Below are 24,566 nucleotides of genomic sequence, written 5' to 3'. Positions count from 1 at the left end.
TCTGCGATGCTCATTCGAGTGCAATCACACAGCGCCGGCGCGGCCAGCCCGGCCCCCGGCGCTCCCTCGGAGTAGAGAATGACGACAGAACCTATCCATTACCAGTCCATCACCGAAATCTCGGACCGCCTGCGGCGCCGCGACATCTCGCCAGTGGAACTGGTCGAAGACATGCTGAAGCGGATCGCGGAGGTCGACGGGAGACTGAACAGCTACTATACCGTCACAGCAGACCTCGCCCGAGAACAGGCGCACCGCGCCGAGGCCGAGATATCGGCCGGCCGCTACCGGGGCCCGTTGCACGGCGTGCCGTTCGGGCTGAAGGATCTGTTCTTCACCGAGGGCATCCTGACGACCGCGGGCATGCCCCTGCACAAGGCTTTTAAGCCATCGTTCAATGCGGCGGTGGTCGAAAGGCTCTATCAGGCCGGCGCCGTCCTGCTCGGCAAGCATCGCCTCACGGAAGGCGCCTGCATCGAGCACCATCCGGATCTGGGTACGCCAGTCAATCCGTGGCGATCCGATCTCTGGACCGGCGCATCGTCCTCCGGCTCAGCGGTAGCGACGGCGGCTGGCCTGTGCTTTGCCAGCATTGGATCCGACACCGGCGGCTCGATCCGCTTCCCCTGCGGCCCCAACAATCTGACGGGCGTCAAACCGACCTGGGGCCGCGTCAGCCGATACGGAATTTGGGATCTCGCACCGTCCTACGATCATCTCGGGCCGATAACCCGGTCCGCGGAAGATGCTGCGATCGTCCTTGGAGCGATCGCCGGCGCCGACGCAAGGGACCCGACCTCCCTGCTGTCGGACGTGCCCGACTACGCTCGACAGCTCAGGGGCGTGAACGGCTGCCGCGGCCTCTCGATCGGCATCGACGAGACCTACAGCTACGGCGGAACGGACGACGAGGTCGTTTCCCTGCTGAACGATGTTCGCGCAACTTTTGCATCGCTGGGCGCCGAACTGACCGAGGCACGGTTCCCCGACCCGGAGCCGATGATCCGGCACATGCCAGCTGTGCATATGGCCGAACTGGCGCATTCGCACCGGTCGACCTATCCGCTGCACAAGGAAGCCTACGGCAAGTGGATAACGGCCGGCCTGGCGAACGGCACCGAGCTCGACCCGGTTGACTTCGCTCATACCATGGTGGAGCGCGACAAGTTCAAGGGTTCACTCGGCCGCATGTTCGAATCCATTGACGCGCTGCTGATCCCGGTCTTCGGGTTCAAGTCGCCGACATGGTACGAGTTCGAGACAATCGCCGACAAGAACATCATCAAGCTCTTCAAGTTCACGCTACCCTTCAATGCGAGCGGCAACCCCTCAGTGGTCTTTCCTTGCGGCTTCACCCGCGACGGCCGGCCGGTCGGCGCCCAGTTGGTCGGACCCCATCTCAGCGAGGCGCGGCTGCTGCGCGCCGTACATGCCTACCAGTTGGTCACCGACTGGCACCTGAACCGTCCGATCGCATGAGCGATCAATTCTACAAGGAGCGACAGATGACGGAACTGAAACCTGCCACGAATGTCTACCGCGCGGACGCCAAGGCCTATCTCAAGGGACCTTCGGACCGGTTCACCGGCGACGTGACAATCAATCCCCTTGCTATCGCCCCGATGCCCGGGGTGCTGGCCGCAAATCGCGTGCTGTTTGCGCCCAACGCGCGAACTGTCTGGCACAGCCACCCCAAGGGCCAGATCCTTCATTGCATCGTCGGGGTCGGTGAGTTCCAGCGCGAGGGCGAGGAGATCGCGACGCTCTTTCCGGGCGACACCGTGCTGATCGAGCCCCACGTCAAGCACTGGCACGGCGCCGCGCCCGACCAGGCCTTCATTCACATCGCGATCAATGCCGACGATGAAGCAACCTGGATGGAGCCGGTCTCGCGTTAGACCGAGAGGCCTGGCGGCGCCCACGGGCGCCGCCAGGGACCGGTTGTCTTGGGAGAGAATGCGGCCGGGCGCGATAAACTGCCTGCGACAACGCAGTAGCCGGCACCGCATGATGCGCGCCGGCTCGCTAGCAGTCGACGATTACGCCTCGGCCCGCGTCGGAGCGGGCGCAAGGATCGCCTCGAGCATCAGGCAGCATGCCAGCATCCCGGGATCGTCGATCCCGATCGTGGCATCCCCGAACATCCGAGCCCGACCGACCCTGTTGGGCCGCAAGCGGAAGGCGTCCAGTGCAGCCCTGCAGGCGGCCACATAGGCAGCCCCCGCCCGTTCCCCAGCGGTGTCGGGTGCGTCGATCAGCGCCTTGATGGAGTCGAGAATCGTCTTGTCACCGAGCGACGCTCCGCCGCGGGCCATCATCGCGTCGAGCGCATCCTGCAGAAGAGCCGTCCAATCCCCATCGTCGACTTCCGCCCTGCCCTTTGTTTGTTGGCCGACGGCCCTTAGCGCCGTGCCGATCAGGGTGCCGAGGCTTGACCCCGTGGCCCTCATGGCAGCACGCGCCATCTGGACGAACAGCATTCCGACATCGTCGTCCGCGTTCGCGTCGACACTGGCGACAGCCTCGGCCAGACGTAGCAGCATCGTGCCGGTATCGCCATCGCCGAGCCTGGCATCGGCGGCATTAAGCTCCTGATACCGCTCGGTAATCACCACTCTGACCCGGTCTGCGGCCGCGGCGATTTCGCGCACCGTGATCCCGGTCATGCCACCCTCCAGAAGGGGCAGGCGGCGGGTGCATCGAAGGCCCGCTTCATGTCGCTGTCGGCAAAGCAAAGGCTGACCGAAACGCCAGCCATTTCGAGCGCCGTAGCAAAGTGGCCGACGAGCGGCAGGAACACCCGCAGGCCGGCCGACCGCAGCCGAGCCTCGGCGCGACCATATAGAATGAACAGTTCCTCTATGGGCGTCGCGCCCAGACTGTTGACGAGCACAGACACATCGGCGCCAGCGCCAGCCGGCCTCTCGGCGAGAAGCCGGTCGATCATCTCGTCGACCAGTGCATCTGCCGGACGAAGCGTGTCGCGCCAGATGCCGGGCTCCCCGTGAATGCCCATCCCCATCTCGATCTGGTCTTCTGCCAACTGGAACGAAGGCCCAGCGGATCCGGGAATTGTGCAGGGCGAGAGCGCGACGCCGATCGACCGGGTGCTGTCGACCGTGCGTTGAGCGAGTTCGGTGACCTCGGTCAGGTCACCGCCCCAGTCCGCCGCCGCACCGGCCGCCTTGTAGGCATAAATGATACCGGCAACGCCGCGGCGCTTGCCGCGTTCCTCAGCCGACGCGCTCGCAATGTCGTCATTGCCGAGCACGGTCGTCGTCGCGATGCCGTCCTCCTCGGCGAGTTCGCCGGCAGCATCGAAGTTCATGCGATCGCCGCCATAGTTACCATAGAGTCTCAGGACCCCCTTTCCGGTATCTGCGACCGTGATGGCATCATAGCAGGAGCCGACGGTCGGGCCCTCGAAGACGTTACCGATGGAGCAGGCATCCAGCAGTCCATTGCCGACATAGCCCATAAACAGGGGCAGGTGTCCCGAACCGCCGCCAGACACCACGCCGACCTTGGCCCCGCCCACGCCCGTCCTCGCGATCACCCTTCCCGATTCGCCGGTCCGTCGAAGAGACGGATGGGCAGCAACATAGCCCTCGAGCATCTCCTCCACATACGAGGTCGCTTCGTTCATCAGCTTCTTCATTCCAGGGTTTCCTCGCTCCTTAGTAGGCCAATGCCGGATGATCGCCGAACACCGAGATCGGCGGGTAGGCGCGCTCCTCGGTAATGACGTCGAGAACCGTCGTTGTTTGGTCGGCGAGGGCCTCCTTCAGCGCTGGCAGAAAATCGCCGGGATTTTCGATGCGGATGCCGCGGCAACCCGAAGCCCTTGCGATTGCTGCATGATCCACCGGCGTGAAGTCGCAGGCATCGGAATAGGCGCCAAAATTCACCTTCTCGGCGTGCTTTTCATAGCCGAGTATCGAATTGTTCAGCACGGCAACGACGACGTGGAGCCCCATCCGCCGCGCCGTTTCCAACTCCGACCAGACGTGGGCAAAGCCACCGTCGCCGACGAGCGCAAAGACGGGCGACTGCGGGGCCGCGGCTTTCGCACCGATCGCAAACGGCAGTCCCCAGCCGAGCCCGGCAAGGCCCCGAGGCGTCACGAAACGCTGTCCGGGACGACGTGCGGTGAGGAAGCTTCCAACCCAGATCGACGAGTAGCTTGCATCGGAGACGACGATGGTGCCCGGTTCGATCACCGAGTCCAGATCGTGCATCAGCCGCTCCGGCCGAACGGGCGACGCGTCCGAGGTCTCATACGCCAGGGCAGTCGCCCTGCCTTTCGCCAAAGCGTCGGCGATCGTCCGCTCGAGATCGGCGCGCGCCGCTTGGCGCTTGCTGAGGTCTAGTTCCGACAGGGCCGCGGCCACGGCAGCGAGGCCAAGCTTTGCATCGCCGACCAGCCGCAACGCCTCATAGTTCCGCCCGACCTCCTGCCCGTCGATGTCCAGATGAATATAGGTGGCACTGCGGGGATAGAGACTCCAGCTGTCGGTGCCATTTTGGTTCGTTCGGTTGCCGACCAACAGGATGACGTCCGCCTCCTGCACCGCCGCGCGCAGATGCTGCGAACGCGCGCGCTCGCCCATGAAATACCCGACGACGCCGAATGACAGCGGGTGCGTCTCGTCGACCGCGCCTTTGCCCATCAGGGTCGTCGCCACCGGCAGGTGGCAGGTTTCCTGCAGAGCGGCCAACTCGGCTGTTGCACCGGAAATGTGGACCCCGCCACCGGCGATGACCAGCGGACGCTCCGCACGCGCCAGAAGAGCCGCCGCCTCCCGGACCTTGGCCGGATCGACAGCCATGCGATCGAGCGGGAAAGCTCCGAGGTTGGCGTCCCTCCGCCTCGCCTCACTGTTCGCCTTCTCGGAGAACAGGTCAATCGGGACGATCAGGGCGACGGGTCCGGGACGACCGGACGCGGCGGCCGTGAACGCCATATCCACATACTCGTCGATCCGCTCAACGTCGGCGATCCGCCGCACCCATTTGGTGCACCCCTTGAACAGTTCGAGGTGGTCCAGTTCCTGGAAGGCGTTCTTGTCGGCGAACGGTCGCGCGACGTCCTGCACGATCGCGACAATCGGGACGGATGCCTTGTAGGCTTCGGCGAGACCGGGAACCAGAAGCGTTGCGGCCGGACCATTCTGTGCGGTCACCACGGGCACCTTGTGGGAAATCCGGGCATAGGCGTCCGCCATGATGGCACCCGCGTTTTCCGTACGGTAGCCGATCTGCCGGATTCCATGCGCCGGCGTGGCAAGAAACAAGGCCGCCGGTATCGCCTGCCCGAAGATTACCTCGACGCCATGGCGTTTGAGAGCTGCGGCAAATACGTCCGCTCCCGTCATGTTCACTCGGGCGACTGCCTGTGTGTTGAAATTCATCCTCGTGCCTCACTTGGTTTTCGGCCCTGGAGCGAATGATCCGGGTCCGCACGGTTGGTTTTGCTGACGCAGTCCCTGTCCGTCGCAACGATCAAGAAAAACGTTTTTATTGTTCGACGCGTGAATGCGCCATCGCCTTGCCCCTAGATCGCCTCGCTTGACTTGAGCTCTTCGATGACGGCGGGATCGAGCGACAGCCATTCGGTCATTACATCCACCGTATGCTCGCCGAGCAGAGGCGGCGTGCGCCTTATGCTCAATGGTGTATCCGAGAGCATCATCGTCGTGCCGGCGGTGCATATCCGACCGGACTTTGGATGCTCCATCTCCACGATCTGACGACGGTGCCGCAACTGCGGGTTCTCGACCACATCGCGCGGGGTTGCCACCTTCGAGCAAGGGATACCGGCCTCGTCGAGGAGGTGCGCCGCCTGATCGGCGGACAGCGTCTCCAACCAGCCGTGGATGACTTGTTCAAGTGCGCCTGCATTGGCGAGGCGGTTGGGAATGCTGTCGAATCGCGGGTCCTCGATCAGTTGCGGCTGGCCAATCGCTCGGCAAAACCGACGAAACAGCGGATCCGTTCCGGCCAGCAACAAAATGTAGCCGCCATCGCCGGCGCGAAAGACATTGGCGGGCGCGGAATAGCGGTCCCGGTTTCCAGTGCGTGTGAGCGTCTCCCCCATCAGCATCTGCGTCGGGATCGCCGTTGTCAGCAGCGATACCGCGCTATCGAGCAACGAAACGTCGACCATCTGGCCCCGACCCGTTTTCGTGCGGGCGAGGAGCGCCCCAAGGGTGGCGGTGACGCCATACATTGCCGTCATGTAGTCGATATAGAAGGTGCCAGCGAGGGTCGGCGGTCCGTCGGGGCTTCCGGTCAGTTCCATCAGACCGCTCATTGCCTGGGCAATCCCGTCGAAGCCGGGCTTTTGCGCATAGGGACCGTCCTGCCCGAAACCGGAGAGCCGCGTCAGAATCAACCGAGGATTGATCGCGCTGAGCTCGTCCCAGCCGCATCCCATCTGCTCCAGCGTACCGGGACGGAAGTTCTCGATCAGGACATCGGCTTCAGCCGCCAACTGCTTCAGCAATTCCTGCGCCCTGGGCTCCCTGAAATTCAACGTGATCGAGCGCTTGTTGCGGTTAAGCGCCATGAAGTAGAGACTTTCGCCATTCTGGAACGGGGGAAGGTGCCGGCTGTCGTCTCCGACCCTGCTTTTTTCGACCTTGACCACATCAGCACCCAGGTCGCCAAGGACCATGGCACAATGGGGACCTGCTATGAATCGCGAGAGGTCGAGAACCTTGATCCCCTTGAGCGCCTCAGACATGTTTCAACTCCTGTTCATCGCCGCATCAAGAATCCGGGTGCGGTATCAGTATTCCGTTGGGATCGACCTCACGCCGCAGGATCGCCAGTTCCTCGCGGGTGGGCGCTGGTGTGGACGGGACGTCGGTCGAAATCGCAAAGCCGGTGTTCGCCCGCACGTCTTCTGCGGCGATGCCGGGGTGGATGCTGGCCAGCCGCGCGGCGCCGGCCTTTGTGTCGAAATCGAAAATGGCTTTCGGGGTGACGATCCACTTGGGACCGCCGCGGTCCAGGCCAAGATGCGCGCGGCCCTCACTGCCACCCGGATAGCCGACACCAGACACGTAGTCGACCCGCTCCACCAGATTGCGGGCCTTGTGGTGCGGCATCATTAGATATTCCCGCCCGAAGCAGGTCATGTGCTCGGGCAGAAGGATCGAGCCGACCAGCCGAACCGACGGGCGGCCGTAATCGCCGATGCAGACGCTGTTGACATTGCCCTCGACATCAACCTGAACCCCCGAACCGAATCCAAAATCGACGTCGCCGCGCCGCACGGCGTAGTGCCCCGGATAGGACTGCATTTGCGCCTCGCAAGGCACGCTTTGCATGGACGGATCGAACTCCGCGTCAGGCAACGCGCGCAAGGCCGCAATGTCCGGATTGATCACCCAGCCCGACAGCAGGATGGTCAGGTTCGGGGCGTGGGTCCGGCGCGCAAACTCCATCGCCGCCAGCGGGATACCGGTGATGTAGAGCGCCGCCGCGCCGCCGGTCGCAAGGCCGGTGAAACCCACCTCGCCATCTGCAAAACTCTTGGCAAGGTGGATCGCGAGCAGTTCCTCAACGGTGAATTCCACGGGCGTCATCGCGGCAACTCCACGGTTCGGAGGGCAATGAGATCATGCAGGCCCACGGTCGCGAGATAGGCGGCGTGGTCGCTCGGCCCGCGCACGAACGCGTCGAGATATGTGCCGGTTCCCTCGACCGTGGCACTCGCCTGTGCGTATCTACGGACATGGTCGACGTCTGTGCCATAAGCGCCGAGCGTGGATGTGGGATGGGCGCCGTATGGCACCTCAACGACATTGGTTGTTCGAAAGGCCGGTATCTCGGTGAGCTCCGGATGCCTGCGAATTTCTTCGGTGCTGACAATCTTTTCGACCGTGACGATAACAACGTCGCAAGCACGGGTAAGGGTGACGTCCACGCTCTGCGGCAACATACGTCTTGGCGGGAACGCGACATTGCCGAGTTCGTCGGCCATCAAGGCGTGAACGACCACGACATCCGGGTCGGCCGGCGGAACGGCAAACATCCGTCGCCCCGTAATCGGGCAGTCGAAGGCGACGATGCCGCTGTTCAGCGCCGCCACGTCGCTACCGCCGAGGAAGGTGCAAGGCCAGAACGGCAGCCCCTCCTGGCTGGCGCGGAACCGATCCCACGCAAGCAACTCCGGATAGTCGACGACGGCGACCTCGCCCGCCTCGACGGCCCGCCGGAAGTTGGCGGCCAGCCCGAAATTTTCGAGGCCGACGTAGGAAGTCTCGATCGATCGGACACATCCGGCGGCCACCAGCAGATCAGTCTCGATGGAATTGACCACGCCGACCACCGTCAGGTCACGGCGCCCCTGCCGGGCAAGTTCGCGAACGAACGCCATCGGTCGCTGGTAGATTGCAAATCCACCGAAGGCGACCCTGTCTCCGTCGGCAACAAGGCCGGCGGCCTCCTCGAGGGAACTAAGCTTGGACTTCCGCGTCATGGCATCACCAATCCGTTCATGTGAGCCCGATCGGCCGAAGCGGAGAGCCCGACCCGCCGGCGATCGGCAGCGGGGCCGCAATAAAATAGCTCCGGAGATTCAGCTGCTCGAGGTTTGCCATCATCTCGATGATCAGGATGTTGTTCGGGAGCCAGTGCTTGAGATGGCCTGCGGCCTCCCCTGCCCTGCCATCAACGATCGGGATCTCCACGGCGACGGTGTCGGCACCGATGGCCTTGATGCCGCGCTCCTTGAAGAGGATTGCGGCATCCTCGCTCATCCCCGGGCAGTTGAGCGCGTACCACTGCGCCTCGCGGTCGGTTCGCCAAAATTTCTGCATCCAGCCGAAATTCACCAAAGCGATCTCGCCCCGCCCGACCGCCACCCCCTTCGCCTTTTCGTAGTTCTCAACCATCTCGGCTGTCACCATGTCGCCCGGCCGCAGATTGAGCTCGGCGAAATCGTAAAGGACCGCCGGCGCGACCAGGGACAAAAGGTCGAGATTTTCGACCGTCTCGAGACCCTCGTGGTTGTGGTAGGGAGCATCGACGTGGCAACCAGCATGCTCCGGCAGCATTAGGCATTGGCAGGAATAGCCATCATGCGCGTGATTGACGGTCTGATCGACGATCAGATGGGGATGCGATGGCCAGCGTGGAATTCCCGGCTCCAGCTTCGGCGCAAGGTCGACGGCCCGCATGCTGGTCACCAATCTGTGGATCTCGTCAGGCTTGCCAGTGTGCATTGCTATCTCCTCCCGGCACGACTTTCCTGGGCGGCCCACTGCCGGCTGCGACCGAATTGCCGCAGCCGCATGCGGTCGCTTGGGAGTTCAGATCAACTTGCGCAGCACTTCGCGCGCGGAGACGACGCAAGGCCACCCGGCGTAGAATGCAAGGTGCGTCAGTTGTTCTTCGATTTCGGGGAGCGTGACGCCATTGTCCAGGGCTCGCTTGAGGTGGAACGGCAGTTGCTCAAGCCGGTTGAGAGCAACGATCGCTGAAACCGTGACAAGGCAGCGGTCGCGCACACTCAGCCCTTCTCGCTGCCAGATATCACCATAGAGCACGTCGTCGGTTAGGGACGTGAACTTTTCCATGAGGTTCGGGGTCTCGGTCATCTTTCCTCCTGCCTAACATGCGAGCCGGTCATTACTAGAAACGTTTTTATTTACACCTATTCCTCCTGCCGATGTCAAGGGGAGATTTTCAGGAACCGTTTCACGGCGACAAATCCCGATAAGTCACGACATTTACCCCATCGCCCGAGGGCGCGCAGAAACGTCGATCTGCCGCGCACAATTTCACTTGCAAGTCAGGATTCATCCGTTATAGAAACGTTTTTATTGATTGACACCAACGGGAGGAGCAGATGGGGCCGACGATCATGATCACCGGCGCAGCGAACGGCATCGGGACCGCCATCGCGACCCGATTCGCCGAGCAGGGAAAGCAGCTGGTCCTCATCGACAGGGATGCCCGGGGGCAAGAGCTAGCCGGCGGGTTGGGCGCAATCGCACCGACTATCTTCATCCAGTGCGACCTTCGGCGACCGGAAGAGGTCGCCATCGCCGTGGCGTCAGGCATCTCCCACTTTGGCCGCCTGGACACGCTCGTGAACAATGCGGGCATCACCCTTCCAAAGGCGCTTGCGGAAACGCGACCCGAGGACTGGGACGACGTCCAGGCCATCAACCTCCGCGCGGCCTACCTGACCACGCGCGCAGCCACGGAAGCATTGGCCGCGACCGGAAATGGATCGATCGTCAACATTTCCTCCTACCACTCCGGCGCAACGATCGAGAACTTTGCCGCCTACGCATCGTCCAAGGCCGGCGTGCTTGGACTAACCAAAAGCAGCGCGCTGGAACTCGCCCCTCGGGGCATCCGGGTCAACGCAGTTAGCCCGGGCGTCGTTCACACCGCCATGGTTGACGCATGGCTGGACACGGTGCAGGACCGCGATGCCGCCCTGTCGAGCATGCTTGCGAAGCAGCCGCTGGGCCGGTTGGGAAAGGCCGAAGAGATAGCCTCTGCCGTCGCGTTCTTGGCCAGTGCTGAGGCGGCCTACATCACCGGCACGAACCTGCTCGTGGACGGCGGCGTATCCGCTCGGCTGTGGCATGCCTGATCACGGGGCAGGCACCTTGCCGGTAGTCCCGCGGATGACCAGGCGCGTGTCGAGGACCTCGGTCTGGGGCGGTCGGTCCGGATGCCGGATACGCTGCAGCAGAAGTTCGGCCGCCCGCGCGCCAATCTCCCGCTTGGAGAGATGGATGGTCGTCAGGTTGATGCCGCGAAATCCGGCCAGCTTGATGTCGTCCAGCCCCACCACCGACATGTCGTTCGGGACCGACAGGCCCGCATCCAGCAGGTACTGCATCACGCCGAGCGCGTTCATGTCGCTGTTCGCAAGTATACAGGTCGGGCGCTTCTGCCGGCGCAGGAAGTAGGCAGCTGCCTTGGCGCCCGAATCGAAGGTATATTCGCCATCGAACACCAGGTCGGGGTCGGTGTCGAATCCGACATCGCCGGCGTGATCGACGAAGGTGGCGCGCCTCTCATGCGCCGAGCTGGAATCCCGCGGGCCCGCAACGAAGCCCACGCGACGGTGGCCAAGCGCATAGACGTGCCGCATGGCGTCAATGATGCCGTTCGTGTTGTCGGCACCGACATAGTCAAAGCGATGCTCGCTGTCGCGACGCTGTACCAGCACCGACGGCACGGCATCCAGCAGGTCCACCACCTCTTTCTGGTTGCAGTGCTGGGAGATAAGCACCATGCCATCGACCTGATGGTCGAGAAAATTGTTCATGTAGGTCAATTGGCGCGCCAGCTCTTCGTCGGTGTTACACAGAAGCATCGTACATCCGACCTGCTTGAGAACATCCTCGACGCCCCTGACAAAGTCGGCAGAAGATGGATTTGCAACGTCGGCAATCAGGACACCGATGACGAAGCTGCGGTTCGAACGCAGCGCGCGCGCCACCCGCGACGTTCTGTAACCCAGCCTCTTTGCCGTGTTGATCACCAACTCGCGCGTGTCAGGACGGACATTGTCCTTGCCGGAGAGCGCGTTGGACACCGTGGAAAAGGCCAGGCCCGTTTCGCGCGCAACGTCCTTGATGGTGACCCGCCGTTGCTTCGTCATTCGATTGCAGTCTCCCTGGCAATACATACCCGCCAGATATGCAACAAGCGCCCAACGAATGCAAGATAACGTTTCGAGACGTTGTTTTTGAAGCACTTTTTCGGATGCAAGGCCGTTCGCATCAGGTGCAATTTGAATGGCGTTTCCTCCGATTCGCCGCCGTTCCTAGAAGTTAACCGCATTTGTCGGCAGAATTGCCGCTCTTGCTCATATAAAAACGTTTCTATAGTCTATCCCAACGACTGCACGTCGTGATTTTCCATACGGAGGGAATTATGAGAGTTGACTGTGCCAGACCGGACCTCCTGCCATCCACCGCCCGCTTTCTCGAGCAGCGTCACCGATTGCTGATCGACGGCAACTGGGTCGCGGCACTGGAAGGCGGCGAAATCCCGGTAGAGGATCCGGCGACGGAGGAAATCATTGCCTCGATCCAGGCAGGAGGAAGTAAGGACATCGATCGCGCCGTGGCCGTCGCCCGAACCGCATTCGAGCGAGGCCCGTGGTCGCGAACGAAGCCCGCCGAGCGTTCAAAGATCCTCTGGCGACTGGCCGACCTCATGGAACGGCATGCCGACCAACTCGCAGAGCTCGAGTCGCTCGACGTCGGAAAGCCGCTGGCGAAGGCGAAAACGGACGACATCCCGGATTCGATCGCCGTTTTCCGATACTTTGCCGGCGCTCCGACCCGGCTCACCGGGGAGACGATACCGGTCTCCTCGGAAGGCGAATACCACGCCTATACCATCAAGGAACCCATCGGCGTCGTCGGGCAGATCATCCCCTGGAACTATCCCCTGATCATGGCGTCCTGGAAGGTCGCGCCGGCACTGGCGGCAGGCTGCACGATCGTTCTCAAGCCCTCGGAATTGACGTCCCTGACGGCGCTGCGGCTCGGCGAACTGGCGTTGGAGGCCGGTGTGCCGCCGGGCGTCCTGAACATTGTCACCGGGTACGGAAATTCGGCGGGCGCCGCCCTAGCCGAGCATCCCGATGTCGACAAAGTCGCCTTCACCGGATCCACGGCCGTCGGCAAGCTCATCGTCCAGGCCGCCGCAGGCAATCTCAAGCGCGTCTCGCTCGAACTCGGCGGGAAGTCGCCGGCGATTGTCTTTCCCGATGCCGACTTCGAAGCGGCGATCACCGGAACGGCGGATGCCATTTTCTACAATCAGGGACAGACATGCACCGCGGGTTCGCGGCTGTTCGCCCACCATTCCATCTACGACCGGGTCGTCGCGGGCGTGGCTGCCGCGGCGGACCGGCTGAACCTCGGTCACGGCCTGAATGCCAGGACGACGCTTGGTCCGCTGGTGTCGGGCAATCAACGCCGGCGCGTGCTCGGCTACATCGAGGCGGGCCGAGACGAGGGCGCGCAGGTCGTGACCGGCGGGCAGGCTGCCGGAACCAAGGGGCATTTCGTCCAGCCAACGGTCCTTGCCGGAACCAGTGGCTCGATGCGGGTGACGCGGGATGAAATCTTCGGCCCGGTCGTCTGCATCCAGCCCTATGGCGATGACAACCTCGACTCCATCGCATCCCTTGCCAACGCCACAGTTTACGGCCTACGCGCCAGCGTATGGACCAGGGACCTGAAGACCGCCCATATGATGGCGCGAAAGCTGAAGGCGGGCGGCATCGGCATCAATACCCACAACTACGCCGAGCCCGCATGGCCCTTCGGTGGCTTCAAGCAATCAGGCTGGGGGCGCGAGCTGGGCAAGGATGCCCTGGATCTCTACACGGAGGTCAAATCGGTCGCGGCCAAGCTGACATGAAGCCCCGGGGTCGGCGCGACAGCGGCGCCGGCCCGTTACGCCCAGCCGGGCGGCGCCGCCCGGTGATGCCCGGAAGCCTTCTGCAAGGCATGGCCAATACGGAGCGCCTGGCGTTCTTCGAAAGCTGGGCAGACGATTTGCAGGCCGATCGGCAGATCTGCCTGATCGAGTCCGATCGGAACGCTGATGGCTGGAAGACCGGCCAAGCTGGCCAGGGAGGTGAACTGCATGTTATTGGCCAGAATGTTCTTGAGCCTGCCGTCGATTTCAACGTCGAGCTGACCGATCCGCGGCGCGGTATAGGCGATAGTCGGCGTCAGCACCGCCGCGACGCGGCGAAATGCGGCGTGGAACTGATCGCGAATATGCGACCGGTAGCGCTGCGCCTGGATGTAGTCTACGGCCGAAAACACAAAGCCGGCCTCGAGTTGCGCGCGCACGTCGCCGCCATAGTCTCCGGCACGCCCCCGCAGCATCGGGCCGTGGATCGCACTTGGTTCTGCCGCGTCGATCACGATCATCGCGTCCATCAGCGCATCGAGATCGGCGAAACGAAGCGGCACGATGGATGCGCCGAGCTGCTCGAAAATCGCCAGTGCGGCGTCGAAGGCCGAAAGGACGGCCGGCTGGACGGCCGATCGTGAGTAGCCGTCGATAAGCCCCAGCGACAGGCCCTCGAGAGGGAGGTCGAGATCGCGAAGCAGGCTGCCTGAGGTTTCCGGGGCCGACTGCGCGTCCCCCGCGTCGTAGCCCGCAATCGCCTCCAGAACGATGGCGCAGTCCTCGGCGCTCTTGGCCAGAGGGCCACTGGTATCCAGACCCCAGGACAGCGGAAAGACACCGGCATTGCTGACCCGGCCGATCGTGGGGCGAATGCCACTTACGCCATTGAAGGCGGCGGGGATGCGGATCGAACCGCCCGTGTCTGTTCCGATCGAAGCAAACACCGCGCGCGCGGCGACGGCGATGCCAGAACCACCGCTGGACCCGGCAGGACTGTGATCGGCGTTCCATGGATTGCGGGCAATACCAAACACCGCGTTGGCCGTGGTCCCGCCCCAGGCGAATTCGTGAAGGTTGTTCTTGCCGACAACAATGGCGCCGGCGCGCTTCAGCGCCTTCGTGAGCGTCGCATCCTCTGCCGCGACATTGGCCCGCATCAGGGCGCTTCCGGCGGTGGTCCGCTTTCCGGCCAGATCGATGTTGTCCTTGAGCGCGACCGGGATTCCATGCAGGGGACCGAGATCATAGCGGGCATCGAGGAGCCCCTGATGCAGATGAGCCAGCTGCATCGCCTCGTCGGCGAACACGCTGATGAACGCGTTCAAGTGCCCCGTCGCCGCGACGCGGTCGAGCGATGCGGCGACCAGCTGCGGGATCGTGAACCGGCCCGCCCGCAAAGCCATCGCCGTGCGGGCGATCGTGTCCGATAGGGCCGCCTGCGGCGAATCCGGAAGGTTCGTCATTTCTCGGTATCCTTGATCTGCGGCTTGACCGGATGGGTGAACGTTGTCACCGGCCCGACGCCAGGTCCAAGGCTGCGGTCGACCAACTCGCGGAGGCGGCGGGCGCCGGCGACCCACTCCCTTGCGAGGTCCAGCGTTGCCGGCCCGATGTTCGCCACCACCAGCCCGGCGTTGCGCAGTTGCGTCTTCAATTGTGCGTCTGTCGTGTCCGGGTCCGTGGTCATCGCCCTGCATCTCCCTTGGTCGGCACGAACGGGAACCACGCAGCCTGAGAAAGAAACGCCAGCAGCAGCCTGCCCGCGTCCGCAGCCGAACCAATCATCAGCGAAAGCAGGATGACCGCGCCGTAGATCGCCATAACCCAAAAGGAGGGCACCTGAGACAGCACCAGCAGGTTCTGGATCATGCCGAGCAGCAGGACACCTGTGGCAGCCCCGATGATTCGGCCTCGCCCCCCATTCAGGTCGATGCCGCCGATCACGGCGGCCGCAAACACCGTAAAGATGATTCCGTTGCCCTGGTTGGCGGTCACTGAGGCAATCCGAGTCGTCATCAGCAGGCCAGCCAGAGCGGCAAGCATGCCCGCAGCGACAAACAGCCCGACAAGCACCCGCTCGACCTTGACGCCGGCCGCGCGCGCAGCATCGACATTGCCGCCGATCGCATAGATTTGGCGACCAGCCACAGTGTAGCGCATGAAAAATGCCGACGCTGAAATGACCGCGGCAGCAATCCAGACCTCCAGCGGAACGCCCAGCGGTGCAGTCCTTCCGATGAGCGTGTAGGCGTCCGGGAGATCGTAGATGGTCTTGCCGCGTGACACGCCCAGCGTGATCCCCTGCAGGAGAATGAGCATCGCGAGTGTCACGATGAAGGCGTTGAGCTTCAACAGCGCGACGAGAAGCCCGTTCACCAGACCGATGACCGCCCCGATCGCGAAAAGCAGGGCGATGCCAAAAGCAGGGTGCAGGTCTGTGTCCACTTCGCCTGCAATCGTAGGAACGACCAGATAGGCCGACAGCATCGGGGCGAGTGCCACGAGCGACTGCAGGGAGAGGTCAAACTTGCCGGCGATGATCAGCATCGACTCCGCCATCGTCAGGACGGCCAGCACCGCCGACGCAGCAAGGACATTGGTCACCAGGTTTTCCCAGGTCAGAAACACAGGGTGGATCAGACTTCCCGCGAGAAACACGAGCAGCATGACCGGCAACAGGAACAGTTGCCTCGAGCTCGAACTTCTTCGTCCGGAAGCCGGAATTGCCAAAGGGCCGGTGCCCGCCGTAAGTCGAGTCATCAATCCACTCCCTGCATAACGGCCACGAGTTCATCCTCCGTCCAGCGATCACCGAGGATGCGCCCCACACGCCCCCTGTTGAGCACCACGATGCGGGAACACAACGCAAAGTCGTCGGCGTCCTCGCTGATCACAACGACGCTTGCCCCGTCCGCCAGAACCTGGCGCAGGGTTCTGGTGATCGAAGCCTTGGCAGCAACATCGATCCCTGCGGTCGGGTTCTGCAGGACGAGCACCTTCGGCCCGGTGGCCAGCCCGCGCGCCATCACGCATTTCTGCTGGTTTCCGCCGCTCAATGCACTGATATGCTGTTGCGGCGAAGCAGCAACGATCTGCCACATGCGCGCGAGCCTGTCGTAGACCCTGTCGCGATCGGATTGCAGCAGAACGTCGAGAACGCCAGGGATCAACGGGCGGGCAAGCCGCCGTGCCGCCGTCATCGTCGCGTTCTCGCTCACCGGGAGCGACAGCACCATCCCCTGGACGTGACGGTTCTGCGGCACGTAGCCGATCCCTGCCTCGAGGGCGCGGCGAACGTCGCCAAGGCGCAGCTTCTTACCGTGCACGAGCACCTGGCCCTGGTCCGGCTCGACGAGGCCAGCCAAAATAGCACCGAGTTCGGCCTTGCCGGCCCCCTCCAACCCGGCGACGCCGACACATTCCCCCTTGTTGACCGTGAGGTGGAAGTCGATCAGGCGACCGGAATAGGACAGCCCTTGGACAACCAACCCGGCATCGTCGGCTGTGGCCACCCGATGGGGCGCGGCGGTTCGCGCGTCGACAAGGCTCTGCCCCGACGAGACGGCACCGATCTGCGGCCCGACCATTGCCTTCACCAGTTCCTGCTTCGGCAATTCGGCCAGCGGGGCGCTCACCACATGACGCGAGTCGCGCAGGACGGTTGCGCTCTGGCAAAGGCGGTAGATCTCGTCGAGGTGGTGCGACACATAAAGGATAGTGACCCGCTGCTGCTTCAACTGCTCGATGAAGCCGAAGAGATGTTCGGCATCGCGCCGGTCGAGTCCCGCGGTGGGCTCGTCCAGCAGCAGGACCCTTGGCTTACGCGCAAGGGCACGGCAAATTTCCACGACCTTGGCCTGCACCGGGTCGAGGTCCTCGACTACCATCGATGCGAAGTTCTCCAACCCCCATGGCGCCAGTATCGTACGGGCGCGCCGGTCGATCTCCTTCCAGTCGATCCGCCCGAAACGCCCACGCGGATAGCTCCCGATAATGACGTTCTCGGCAACGGTGAGCGCCGGCACGAGCCGCGAGTGCTGATAGACACAGGCAACGGCCCTGGACGAACCGGGGGCGAGCCCCCCGATGGATACTGCACCGCTGTCGGGAGTAAGAAGTCCGCTCAACAGGCTTACCATCGTTGACTTGCCCGCCCCGTTGCGGCCGACAAGCGCGCGTACGTCGCCGACCGGCACTGACATGCTGACATCAATCAGGGCCCGGGTGGAGCCAAAGCTCTTCGACACACCCCGGACTTCGACCGCTTCGCCGACGGCACCTGCCGAGGCTTCTGGCGCGCGAAGCTCTAATGTTGCGTTCATCTGGGTCTCCGATGGTCGGTGTGGCATCCAGAAATGCGACCGGCGCGTCGCCGCGGCCCGCGAGCGGGGTAGCGCCAGCCGCGTTGCAGGCTCCGCGGAAGACCGCAACGGAGCGCATATTACTCGAATCGAAACGTTTTTCAAGACATGACCATCTGCGCCAATTGTCGGCCATTTTCCTGTTGTTTTGCGGCTTATTTTTATTGACATATGAATATGAAACGTTTTTCTTGTTCAGATTAGAGTCAAAGCGGCGGAACTGCGATGAAGAGAAAGCTGGCAACGCTCGACCAGGCACTGGCCCCGATCTCGTCTGGCGCCTCCCTCACCCTCGGCGGGTCCCTGCTGCGCCGCCCTCCGAACGCAGCGGTCAGATGGCTCATCCGCAATCGCATCCATGACCTCAAGGTCATGACTTGGGCCGCGACCACGTCGGTCGACATGCTGGCCGCCGCCGGCGCTCTTGCGCACTATGAAGGCATCTATGCCGGGCTGTTCAGTCATGGGCTCGCCCCAAATTTCCGGCGGGCGGTGGAGGAAGGATCCATCGAGGTCCGAGACTTTTCCGAAACGGCCATGGTCGCCCGCCTCAGGGCAGCCGCGCAGGGCCTGCCTTCCTTGCCGATCAAGACCCTGTTCGGTTCGGATGTCGCGCTGAAAAACCCGGAACAGATCCGGGAGTATCAATGCCCAATCTCGGGCGAGCGATTGCTTGCCGTCGAGGCCGCGAGCACGGAATTCACCATTCTCCACGGCTATGCAGGCGACGAATTCGGCAACGTCCAATGGCCGCTCGTGCGCGACAGCGACGATGTCGACCAGATGATGGCGGCGGCATCGAACAGGCTGATCGTCACGGTCGAGACCATCGTTCCGCATGACCGGATCACGCGGCAGCCCGCTTTGACCTATATTCCCGGCCACCTCGTCGAGGCGATCGTCGAAGTCCCCTACGGCGCCCACCCGGCGGCCGTTGACGGCTTCTACGACGAGGACGAACGGCACCTTCGGGCCTATATCGAGGCGTCAGCGACCCGCGAGGGCGCCCAGGACTATCTCCGCCAATATGTGCTGGAGCTGCGGGATCATGAACACTACCTCGATCAAATCGGAGGGCGGGCGCCCCTCGAACAACTGCGCGTGGCGCAGGAAGGGACCTGGGAATGACGACCTCCCATACGACCAACGAACTGCTCACCGTACAGGTCGCCCACTGCATCCGAGACGAAGACCTCGTGTTTGTCGGCGTGGGAACAAACGGCCGGGCATTCGCGCTCGCCGTCGGCATACCTCTGGCCGGACTTCGCCTTGCGCAAATGACACACGCCCCGGCAGCGTCGGTCTATTGGGGAAACCTCCTTGATCCCGACCTTTCCTCTTTCCCGGAACATCTGCGGCAGGACAGCCTGACGCGCTGGCACGCCGCCGCCAGCCCGGTTGACGTCGGGTACAAGTGCGACATGCTGGCCCGTCGCGGCTTCGACGTCTCCTTCGATTCAGGTGCGCAGATCGATCGCTTCGGCAATCTCAACATCACGGCGATCGGAGACTATGCAAGGCCGACCGTCCGCTTGGTTGGCTGCCTGGCCCAGCCCGAGCATTTCGCGTTCGTGCGACGTCCGATTGTGATGATGGACCTCAACCGACGCAACTTCGTGGACAGGGTGGATTTCGTCACCAGCGTCGGCCATGCGCGTGACGGCCGCTCGAGAGAACAATGGGGCCTGGGCCCTGGGGGACCTGCGATCGTTATCACCGACAAAGCCATCTTCGACTTCGAGACCGGGGACGGCAGCATGCGCCTCAAAAGCCTCCACGATGGCGTGCACATCGATGACGTGCTGGATAATCTCGGGTTCACGCCTGCCCTGCCGCAAGAAATCCCGACTACGGCTGCCCCGAGCGACGCGGAACTGGAACTGATACGCTCGCAGATCGATCCCGGGAAAATTCTACTTCGCCACTAAGGCGCGGCGCCGCCCACCCCGCCCCCCGGCCACCACCGCCGGCAGCGCTCGGCCGGCGCGTGCCGCGACACCGGCCGACCGTCGGCGAAGCTCAGCCGGTTCTGACGTCGGCCCGCTGCTCCAGAAGGCGAACGAGTTCGGAATAGTCCGTCGCCATGCCGAGTGCCTGCCCTCCCTCGCAAAGCGCGCGATGGACGTCGTCCAGCAGCGGGCTGTCGATCTCGAGCTGCTTTGACAGTTCCGCGGCAATCCCCACGTCCTTGGAAAACAGGCCGAAGGTAAAATTTGCCGCAAACCTGCGGGTCAGCACTTCGGTGGTGAACACCACCTCAGTGCTGACGTTGCGGCCGGAAGAGGCGTTGAGGACGTCGACAATAGTCCTCGGTGCGAGTCCGAATTTCTCCCCGACAACGAAGGCCTCGGCGGCGGCGACAAAGCCGGCACCGAGGACGTAGTTGTTCAACGCTTTCATCGCATGCCCGGTACCGAGCGCGCCGGTCCGGAATATCCGCGCGCTCATTTTCGACAGCACGGTCGAAGCCCGTTGGGCAAGCTCATCAGAGTCCGCTCCCAGCATGATGGAAAGGGTCCCGTCGATTGCTTTGGGCGTACCGCCTGAAACCGGCGCATCGACGAGCCCTATCCCGCGCTCGGCAAGCTGCTGCGCGAGCTTCCGCGTGAGCAGCGGCTCCGCTGAGCTTGTGTCGATGACCAACGCTCCAGCTTCAAGGTGGTCGGCAAGGCCGCTTCCAACGAGGGCATCGCGGACGATGGTGCCGTTGGGCAGCATCGTCACGACGACCTCGGCACCGGCAAAGGTGGCCGGATCGCCACCCTCTTGTGCTCCGAATGCCCGGGCAAACGCTGCTTGGCGCCTCGCGTCAGCATCGCGGACCACGAGGTTTGCGCCGGCGCGGGCGAGGTTTTCAGCCATCGGGCGGCCCATGTTTCCAAGGCCGATGAACCCGATCTTGCGCGGCAGTTCTTGTGTCATTTCAGATGTCTCCCGATCGCTGTATGTCTGTCGGCTTCATCGACAAGATCGGTAGACTGTTGCCGACCTTGACGACGAGCCGCATGTGAGTTCTGTCGCGCTGGCCCCGCCTCGCGACGCTGTGTGAGTGGCAAGGATCGCAGCGCAAGCCCTTGACGAGCACGCCCCGCGTCGTGCCGGTCATGCAATTGCGGGCCGCTCGAGGTGCCACCCTGTTGCCAGTTGCAGTGCATGTCCCGCGCGCAGCAGCACGTGCTCCTCGCAAGCCCGCCCAACCATCTGAAAGCCAGCCGGCACGCCCTCGGACATCGGCGCGGGCAGCGTCAGGCTCGGCAACCCGGCGGCGGCCGAGGGAATGGTGAAGCGGAACAAGGTCTGGGGCTCGTTTTCTGTCAGCCACTCTGCCTCGGCCCTGGTCGGCGTACCGCGCGCGAACACCGGCAGAAGGATGATGTCTGCACCCAGGAAAATCCTGGCGAGTTGCCCTTTGAACTTGTCGCGGGCGATCGCAGCGCCGGCGAGGTCTGCCGATTTCTGCGCGCGACCACGCTCGATACCCCGCCGCAACCAGTCACCGTATTGCGTCGCTTTTTCGGGGAAGGACGCCGAATGCGACAGGGCCAGTTCGGCCATGTGTAGATCGGTAACCCGGAGGCAGAACTCCCTGGTGTCTGGCAGGTCAACCTCGATGAGGTGGGCGCCAAGGCTGGACAAGACTTCCACCACGTGGCGCATCATGGTGACGGTCGTTTCGGAGGCCCCGTCCGAAACATAGGACCAGTCGATACCGACCCGAAGGCCGCGGGCGCCAGCAATGCTCCGAAGCTCGGCCGCGTAGTCGGGAGCCGGCATCCGCAGGCAGGTGGGATCTTCGTCGTCCCCACCGGCGATAGCGGCCAGCAGATGCGCGGCATCCGCCGCGCTACGGCACATCGGGCCAATCGTGTCGTAAGACTGCGCCAGATGGAGGACGCCATGGCGGCTGACGCGCCCCCAGGTCGGGCGCAGACCGGTCAGGCCATTGCAGGCGCTTGGAAATCGGATGGAGCCGCCGGTATCCGAACCGAGGCTGCCGAAGCAAAGGCCAGCCGCCGTGGCCACGCCGCCTCCAGAGGAGGAGACGCCCGTCCAAAGTCGCTCATTATAGGGATTGATCGGGTCGGCGTAATGCGGGTGATGCATCATGCCACCCGCCTCGGTCATGGCCAGCTTTCCCAGCAGGACGGCCCCGGCTGCGCGTAGCCGGCGGACTGCCGTGGCATCGAAACCGGCCCGATGTTCGCGGTGGATGGCGGTACCGCCGGTCGTAGGTCCCTCGACGGCAAAAAGAAGATCCTTGACGGCAAGCGGCACGCCTTGCAGCGGGCCGCGATCAATGCCGCGCTCCAACTCCAGATCGGCCCGCCTGGCCTCGGAAAGGGCCGAGCCGGCCAGGACCGAGATGTAGCTGTTCAGACGCGGATCCAGTGTGCTGATGCGAGCCAGCAGTTGGCGGCAAAGCGTCTCCGATGTCAGCGAGCGGGTTCGCAGCGCATGTGCGACAGCAGAGATCGAGCTGTAGTGCAGGCATTCTTCGGGCATGCGGATCGCGGGCCTCCCCACTGGTCGATGGTGTCGCCTGTTCGTACCTCGCTGCACGGACGCAGCGGAACAAGCCGTCTGCCCGGGCAAGCCGGTTCTTCCCTACGCAGCCTCGAGCACTGGGAGACCGGCGGATCGACGCACGTCGTTGATGATCTGCAGAACCCGCAACCGGAATGGCGGGTAGGACAGTCCGAACTCCTCCACAATACGCGTGTTGTCGATCAGATAGTTGATGGGGTTTGAGTGCTCGCCGCCAGTCTCGTGCCTGAAGCTGATCTGCGCATCCGGAAGAAACGAGCGAACGATATCGGCCAGTTCGCCCATGCGGATCGCCGTGCCGCCGGTGTTGTAGATCCGGTGTCTCGGCTTCTCCGCCAGGACGATGCGCGTCAGGGCCTCAGAGGCATCTTCCATGTGGATCGGGCACCAGACCGCCTGCTTGTAGCCGAACGTAACGGCCTCACCGCGTGCTGGAAGGACGACGCAACGGACGTGATCCATGGAGCCGTGCACCTTGTCGAATCCGGTGATGTTGGCGGGGCGGAAGCCCGTGATCGTCATGCCGTATTTTTCGCAGTAGTCGCGCGCCTGCCATTCGTTGAAACCCTTGTGGACCGAATACTGATCCTCGCCGTAGAGATGGTCGTCCTCGTTGATCGGACGCTCTCCAAAGTACCGCTGGTCGCCGTTCACGATGAACGAACTGGCATAGATCGTGTGCTGGATCCTGGACAGCCTCGCCGCCTCGAAGAAGTTGTCCATCCCGACAATGTTGAGTTTCAGCGCGCGATGCGGTGGGACGTCGCTGGCAAGATGGTAGGACAGGTTCACGGCCCGGTCGGGCGCCGACGCCTGCATCACCTCCATCACCTCGTCGAACTGGGTGACGTCTCCCCGGACGACCCGTACCGCGTCGCCGAACGGTTGGAAAAGATCTGGGATCACAGCCACGTCCATCACCACGACCTCGTGGTCCCGGTCCACCAGTTTTTTGATCAGGCTGCGGCCGAGAAAGCCGTTTCCGCCAACGACGAGCACTTTCATTTGGTCCTCCTACGCCGGACTTGCCGGCACCAGTTGCTTGGGGCGGCCGCCGCCTCGGTTGTCGGCGGCTGGCAAGAGCATTTGCAGATTGCGGACGCCTCAGCGCGCCGCTTCCCGCTGGTGCGACCGGACGCCCCGGGTGACAGCGGCGATGCGGATGAAGTCGCCAATGGCGCCGGAGACTGCCGCAAAAATCATCGACACCATGATGACGGCTCCGTATATCGCCGTGACCCAGAAGGGCGGAACCTCCGATAGAACGAGCAGGTTCTGGACGATCGCGATGAGAAAGACGCCCGTCGCTGCGCCCATCAGACGCCCCTTTCCTCCATTGAGATCAATGCCGCCGATGACGGCCGCCGCGAAGACGGTGAAGATGAGGTCGGCGCCCTGGTTGGCGGAGACGGAGGCAATGCGCGAGGTCAAAAGCAGCCCCGCCAGCGCGGCAAGGAGGCTGGCTGCGATGAACAGGCCGAACGTCACTCTTTCCACGCGCACGCCCGCCGCTCGCGCCGCCTCGGCATTTCCCCCGATCGCGTAAATCTCCCGCCCGACGACGTGAAACCGCACGAAGAGCAACGCGCCAAGGACGACGGTCCCGGCGATCCAGACCTCCGCGGGAACGGACAAGATCGAGGTCAGGCCGATGGCCTGGAACGCGGGCGGCAGCTTGGTGATGGTGCGGCCACTGCCGGTACCCATGGTCAATCCCTGCAGCAGGATGAGCATCGCCAAGGTGACGATGAACGCATTCAGCCGCAAACGCGTAACGAGAAGACCGTTGAAGACACCCACGGCAAGCCCGACAAGGAAGAGTCCGCCAATACCGGCATATTGGTTGAGTTCGAGGCCCCAGCCTCCCGCCGCCTGCGGCACGACGAGCATAACGCCGACCATCGGGGCAAGCGCGACCGTCGACTGAAGCGAGAGATCGAACTTCCCTGAAATGATCAATAGGGACTCGGCAACGACGAGGATCATCAAGACCGCGGAAGCGCCCAGCACGTTGTACCAAATGTTGTAGGACGTCATGAAGGCCGGATGGAGTTGGCTGCCGATGAGAAGCATGACGGCGATCACCGGCAGAAGGACCAGTTCACGCAACCCCAACAAGGCCAGGAGGCCGGGCCTCCCGGATCCGGAACCATCTGGCACGGCCGCGGCCGTCGAATTTTCCATGCTCTGCTGTTCGGACACTTGGGCTTCTCCCCTGAGGATAGATGCACCGACCATTGG

The 24,566-nt window shown here is 63.3% G+C and carries 23 protein-coding genes; 6 read left to right on the top strand and 17 right to left on the bottom strand.

What is annotated here, in order from left to right:
- Nucleotides 1-78 precede the first annotated feature (78 nt).
- Both ACXAGF_RS21200 and ACXAGF_RS21195 read left to right on the top strand, forming a co-directional pair.
- The gene (locus ACXAGF_RS21200; protein ID WP_475019523.1) at nt 79-1,479 is read left to right on the top strand and encodes an amidase; all 1,401 of its coding nucleotides are present in this window, start codon (nt 79-81) and stop codon (nt 1,477-1,479) included.
- Nucleotides 1,480-1,505: 26 nt separating this feature from the next.
- A complete protein-coding gene (locus ACXAGF_RS21195) occupies nt 1,506-1,898 on the top strand; it encodes a cupin domain-containing protein (RefSeq protein ID WP_475019522.1) in 393 nt (130 codons plus the stop codon).
- 141 nt (nt 1,899-2,039) lie between these two features.
- Here the strand turns inward: ACXAGF_RS21195 and ACXAGF_RS21190 are convergent, their stop codons facing one another.
- The 8 genes from ACXAGF_RS21190 to ACXAGF_RS21155 form a co-directional block, all read right to left on the bottom strand.
- Nucleotides 2,040-2,666, bottom strand: a complete 627-nt coding sequence (locus ACXAGF_RS21190) for a dihydroxyacetone kinase subunit L (RefSeq protein ID WP_475019521.1) — start codon at nt 2,664-2,666, stop codon at nt 2,040-2,042.
- Complete coding sequence (locus ACXAGF_RS21185; RefSeq protein ID WP_475019520.1) at nt 2,663-3,658, bottom strand: dihydroxyacetone kinase subunit DhaK; 996 nt, start codon at nt 3,656-3,658, stop codon at nt 2,663-2,665. The genes ACXAGF_RS21190 and ACXAGF_RS21185 overlap by 4 nt, the downstream gene beginning before the upstream one ends.
- Before the next feature lie 19 nt (nt 3,659-3,677).
- A complete protein-coding gene (locus ACXAGF_RS21180; protein WP_475019519.1) occupies nt 3,678-5,411 on the bottom strand; it encodes an acetolactate synthase catalytic subunit in 1,734 nt (577 codons plus the stop codon).
- A gap of 143 nt (nt 5,412-5,554) precedes the next feature.
- Nucleotides 5,555-6,745, bottom strand: coding sequence for a CaiB/BaiF CoA transferase family protein (locus ACXAGF_RS21175; RefSeq protein WP_475019518.1), 1,191 nt, complete (start codon nt 6,743-6,745; stop codon nt 5,555-5,557).
- 25 nt (nt 6,746-6,770) lie between these two features.
- Nucleotides 6,771-7,592 (bottom strand): hypothetical protein, encoded by an 822-nt coding sequence (locus ACXAGF_RS21170; protein WP_475019517.1) that lies wholly within the window; start codon nt 7,590-7,592, stop codon nt 6,771-6,773.
- Nucleotides 7,589-8,488: a CoA transferase subunit A gene (locus tag ACXAGF_RS21165; protein WP_475019516.1), complete on the bottom strand. Its 900-nt coding sequence runs from the start codon at nt 8,486-8,488 to the stop codon at nt 7,589-7,591. Before ACXAGF_RS21165 ends, ACXAGF_RS21170 begins: the two co-directional genes overlap by 4 nt.
- Before the next feature lie 16 nt (nt 8,489-8,504).
- Complete coding sequence (locus ACXAGF_RS21160; protein ID WP_475019515.1) at nt 8,505-9,233, bottom strand: cyclase family protein; 729 nt, start codon at nt 9,231-9,233, stop codon at nt 8,505-8,507.
- Between the two features lie 87 nt (nt 9,234-9,320).
- Complete coding sequence (locus tag ACXAGF_RS21155) at nt 9,321-9,608, bottom strand: carboxymuconolactone decarboxylase family protein (RefSeq protein WP_475019514.1); 288 nt, start codon at nt 9,606-9,608, stop codon at nt 9,321-9,323.
- Between the two features lie 251 nt (nt 9,609-9,859).
- Here ACXAGF_RS21155 and ACXAGF_RS21150 point away from each other — a divergent pair, with 251 nt between their 5' ends.
- Nucleotides 9,860-10,618 carry an SDR family NAD(P)-dependent oxidoreductase gene (locus ACXAGF_RS21150; protein ID WP_475019513.1) on the top strand — a complete coding sequence of 253 codons (759 nt, stop codon included), beginning with the start codon at nt 9,860-9,862 and terminating at the stop codon, nt 10,616-10,618.
- On the opposite strand, the gene ACXAGF_RS21145 is transcribed toward ACXAGF_RS21150, so the two are convergent.
- Nucleotides 10,619-11,638, bottom strand: a complete 1,020-nt coding sequence (locus ACXAGF_RS21145; RefSeq protein ID WP_475019512.1) for a LacI family DNA-binding transcriptional regulator — start codon at nt 11,636-11,638, stop codon at nt 10,619-10,621. It lies immediately after the preceding gene.
- 275 nt (nt 11,639-11,913) lie between these two features.
- Here ACXAGF_RS21145 and ACXAGF_RS21140 point away from each other — a divergent pair, with 275 nt between their 5' ends.
- Nucleotides 11,914-13,416, top strand: coding sequence for an aldehyde dehydrogenase family protein (locus ACXAGF_RS21140; protein ID WP_475019511.1), 1,503 nt, complete (start codon nt 11,914-11,916; stop codon nt 13,414-13,416).
- A gap of 35 nt (nt 13,417-13,451) precedes the next feature.
- Here the strand turns inward: ACXAGF_RS21140 and ACXAGF_RS21135 are convergent, their stop codons facing one another.
- Genes ACXAGF_RS21135 through ACXAGF_RS21120 form a run of 4 tightly spaced genes read right to left on the bottom strand, consistent with a single transcriptional unit; the run spans nt 13,452 to nt 17,741 of the window.
- Complete coding sequence (locus ACXAGF_RS21135) at nt 13,452-14,882, bottom strand: amidase (RefSeq protein WP_475019510.1); 1,431 nt, start codon at nt 14,880-14,882, stop codon at nt 13,452-13,454.
- A complete protein-coding gene (locus ACXAGF_RS21130) occupies nt 14,879-15,106 on the bottom strand; it encodes a hypothetical protein (protein WP_475019509.1) in 228 nt (75 codons plus the stop codon). The genes ACXAGF_RS21135 and ACXAGF_RS21130 overlap by 4 nt, the downstream gene beginning before the upstream one ends.
- Nucleotides 15,103-16,179 carry an ABC transporter permease gene (locus ACXAGF_RS21125; protein WP_475019508.1) on the bottom strand — a complete coding sequence of 359 codons (1,077 nt, stop codon included), beginning with the start codon at nt 16,177-16,179 and terminating at the stop codon, nt 15,103-15,105. Before ACXAGF_RS21125 ends, ACXAGF_RS21130 begins: the two co-directional genes overlap by 4 nt.
- Entirely contained in the window at nt 16,179-17,741 is a 1,563-nt protein-coding gene (locus ACXAGF_RS21120) for a sugar ABC transporter ATP-binding protein (RefSeq protein ID WP_475019507.1), read from the bottom strand. The genes ACXAGF_RS21125 and ACXAGF_RS21120 overlap by 1 nt, the downstream gene beginning before the upstream one ends.
- A gap of 264 nt (nt 17,742-18,005) precedes the next feature.
- On the opposite strand from ACXAGF_RS21120, the gene ACXAGF_RS21115 reads away from it, so the two are divergent.
- The gene (locus ACXAGF_RS21115) at nt 18,006-18,908 is read left to right on the top strand and encodes a CoA transferase subunit A (RefSeq protein WP_475019506.1); all 903 of its coding nucleotides are present in this window, start codon (nt 18,006-18,008) and stop codon (nt 18,906-18,908) included.
- Nucleotides 18,905-19,708: a CoA-transferase gene (locus ACXAGF_RS21110; RefSeq protein ID WP_475019505.1), complete on the top strand. Its 804-nt coding sequence runs from the start codon at nt 18,905-18,907 to the stop codon at nt 19,706-19,708. Before ACXAGF_RS21115 ends, ACXAGF_RS21110 begins: the two co-directional genes overlap by 4 nt.
- 91 nt (nt 19,709-19,799) lie before the next feature.
- Here ACXAGF_RS21110 and ACXAGF_RS21105 read toward each other — a convergent pair whose 3' ends face one another.
- From ACXAGF_RS21105 to ACXAGF_RS21090, 4 genes are all read right to left on the bottom strand, one after another.
- The gene (locus tag ACXAGF_RS21105; RefSeq protein ID WP_475019504.1) at nt 19,800-20,702 is read right to left on the bottom strand and encodes an NAD(P)-dependent oxidoreductase; all 903 of its coding nucleotides are present in this window, start codon (nt 20,700-20,702) and stop codon (nt 19,800-19,802) included.
- A 180-nt stretch (nt 20,703-20,882) separates the two neighbouring features.
- Nucleotides 20,883-22,283 (bottom strand): amidase, encoded by a 1,401-nt coding sequence (locus ACXAGF_RS21100; protein WP_475019503.1) that lies wholly within the window; start codon nt 22,281-22,283, stop codon nt 20,883-20,885.
- Between the two features lie 102 nt (nt 22,284-22,385).
- Nucleotides 22,386-23,330 (bottom strand): NAD-dependent epimerase/dehydratase family protein, encoded by a 945-nt coding sequence (locus ACXAGF_RS21095; RefSeq protein WP_475019502.1) that lies wholly within the window; start codon nt 23,328-23,330, stop codon nt 22,386-22,388.
- 99 nt (nt 23,331-23,429) lie between these two features.
- Nucleotides 23,430-24,527, bottom strand: coding sequence for an ABC transporter permease (locus tag ACXAGF_RS21090; RefSeq protein ID WP_475019501.1), 1,098 nt, complete (start codon nt 24,525-24,527; stop codon nt 23,430-23,432).
- Nucleotides 24,528-24,566 lie beyond the last annotated feature (39 nt).

The sequence above is a fragment of the Mycoplana sp. ABR4_002 genome (genome assembly GCF_056159645.1).
The sequence above is the reverse complement of the archived record's forward strand: the minus strand, read 5'-3'. Positions and strand labels throughout refer to the sequence as shown.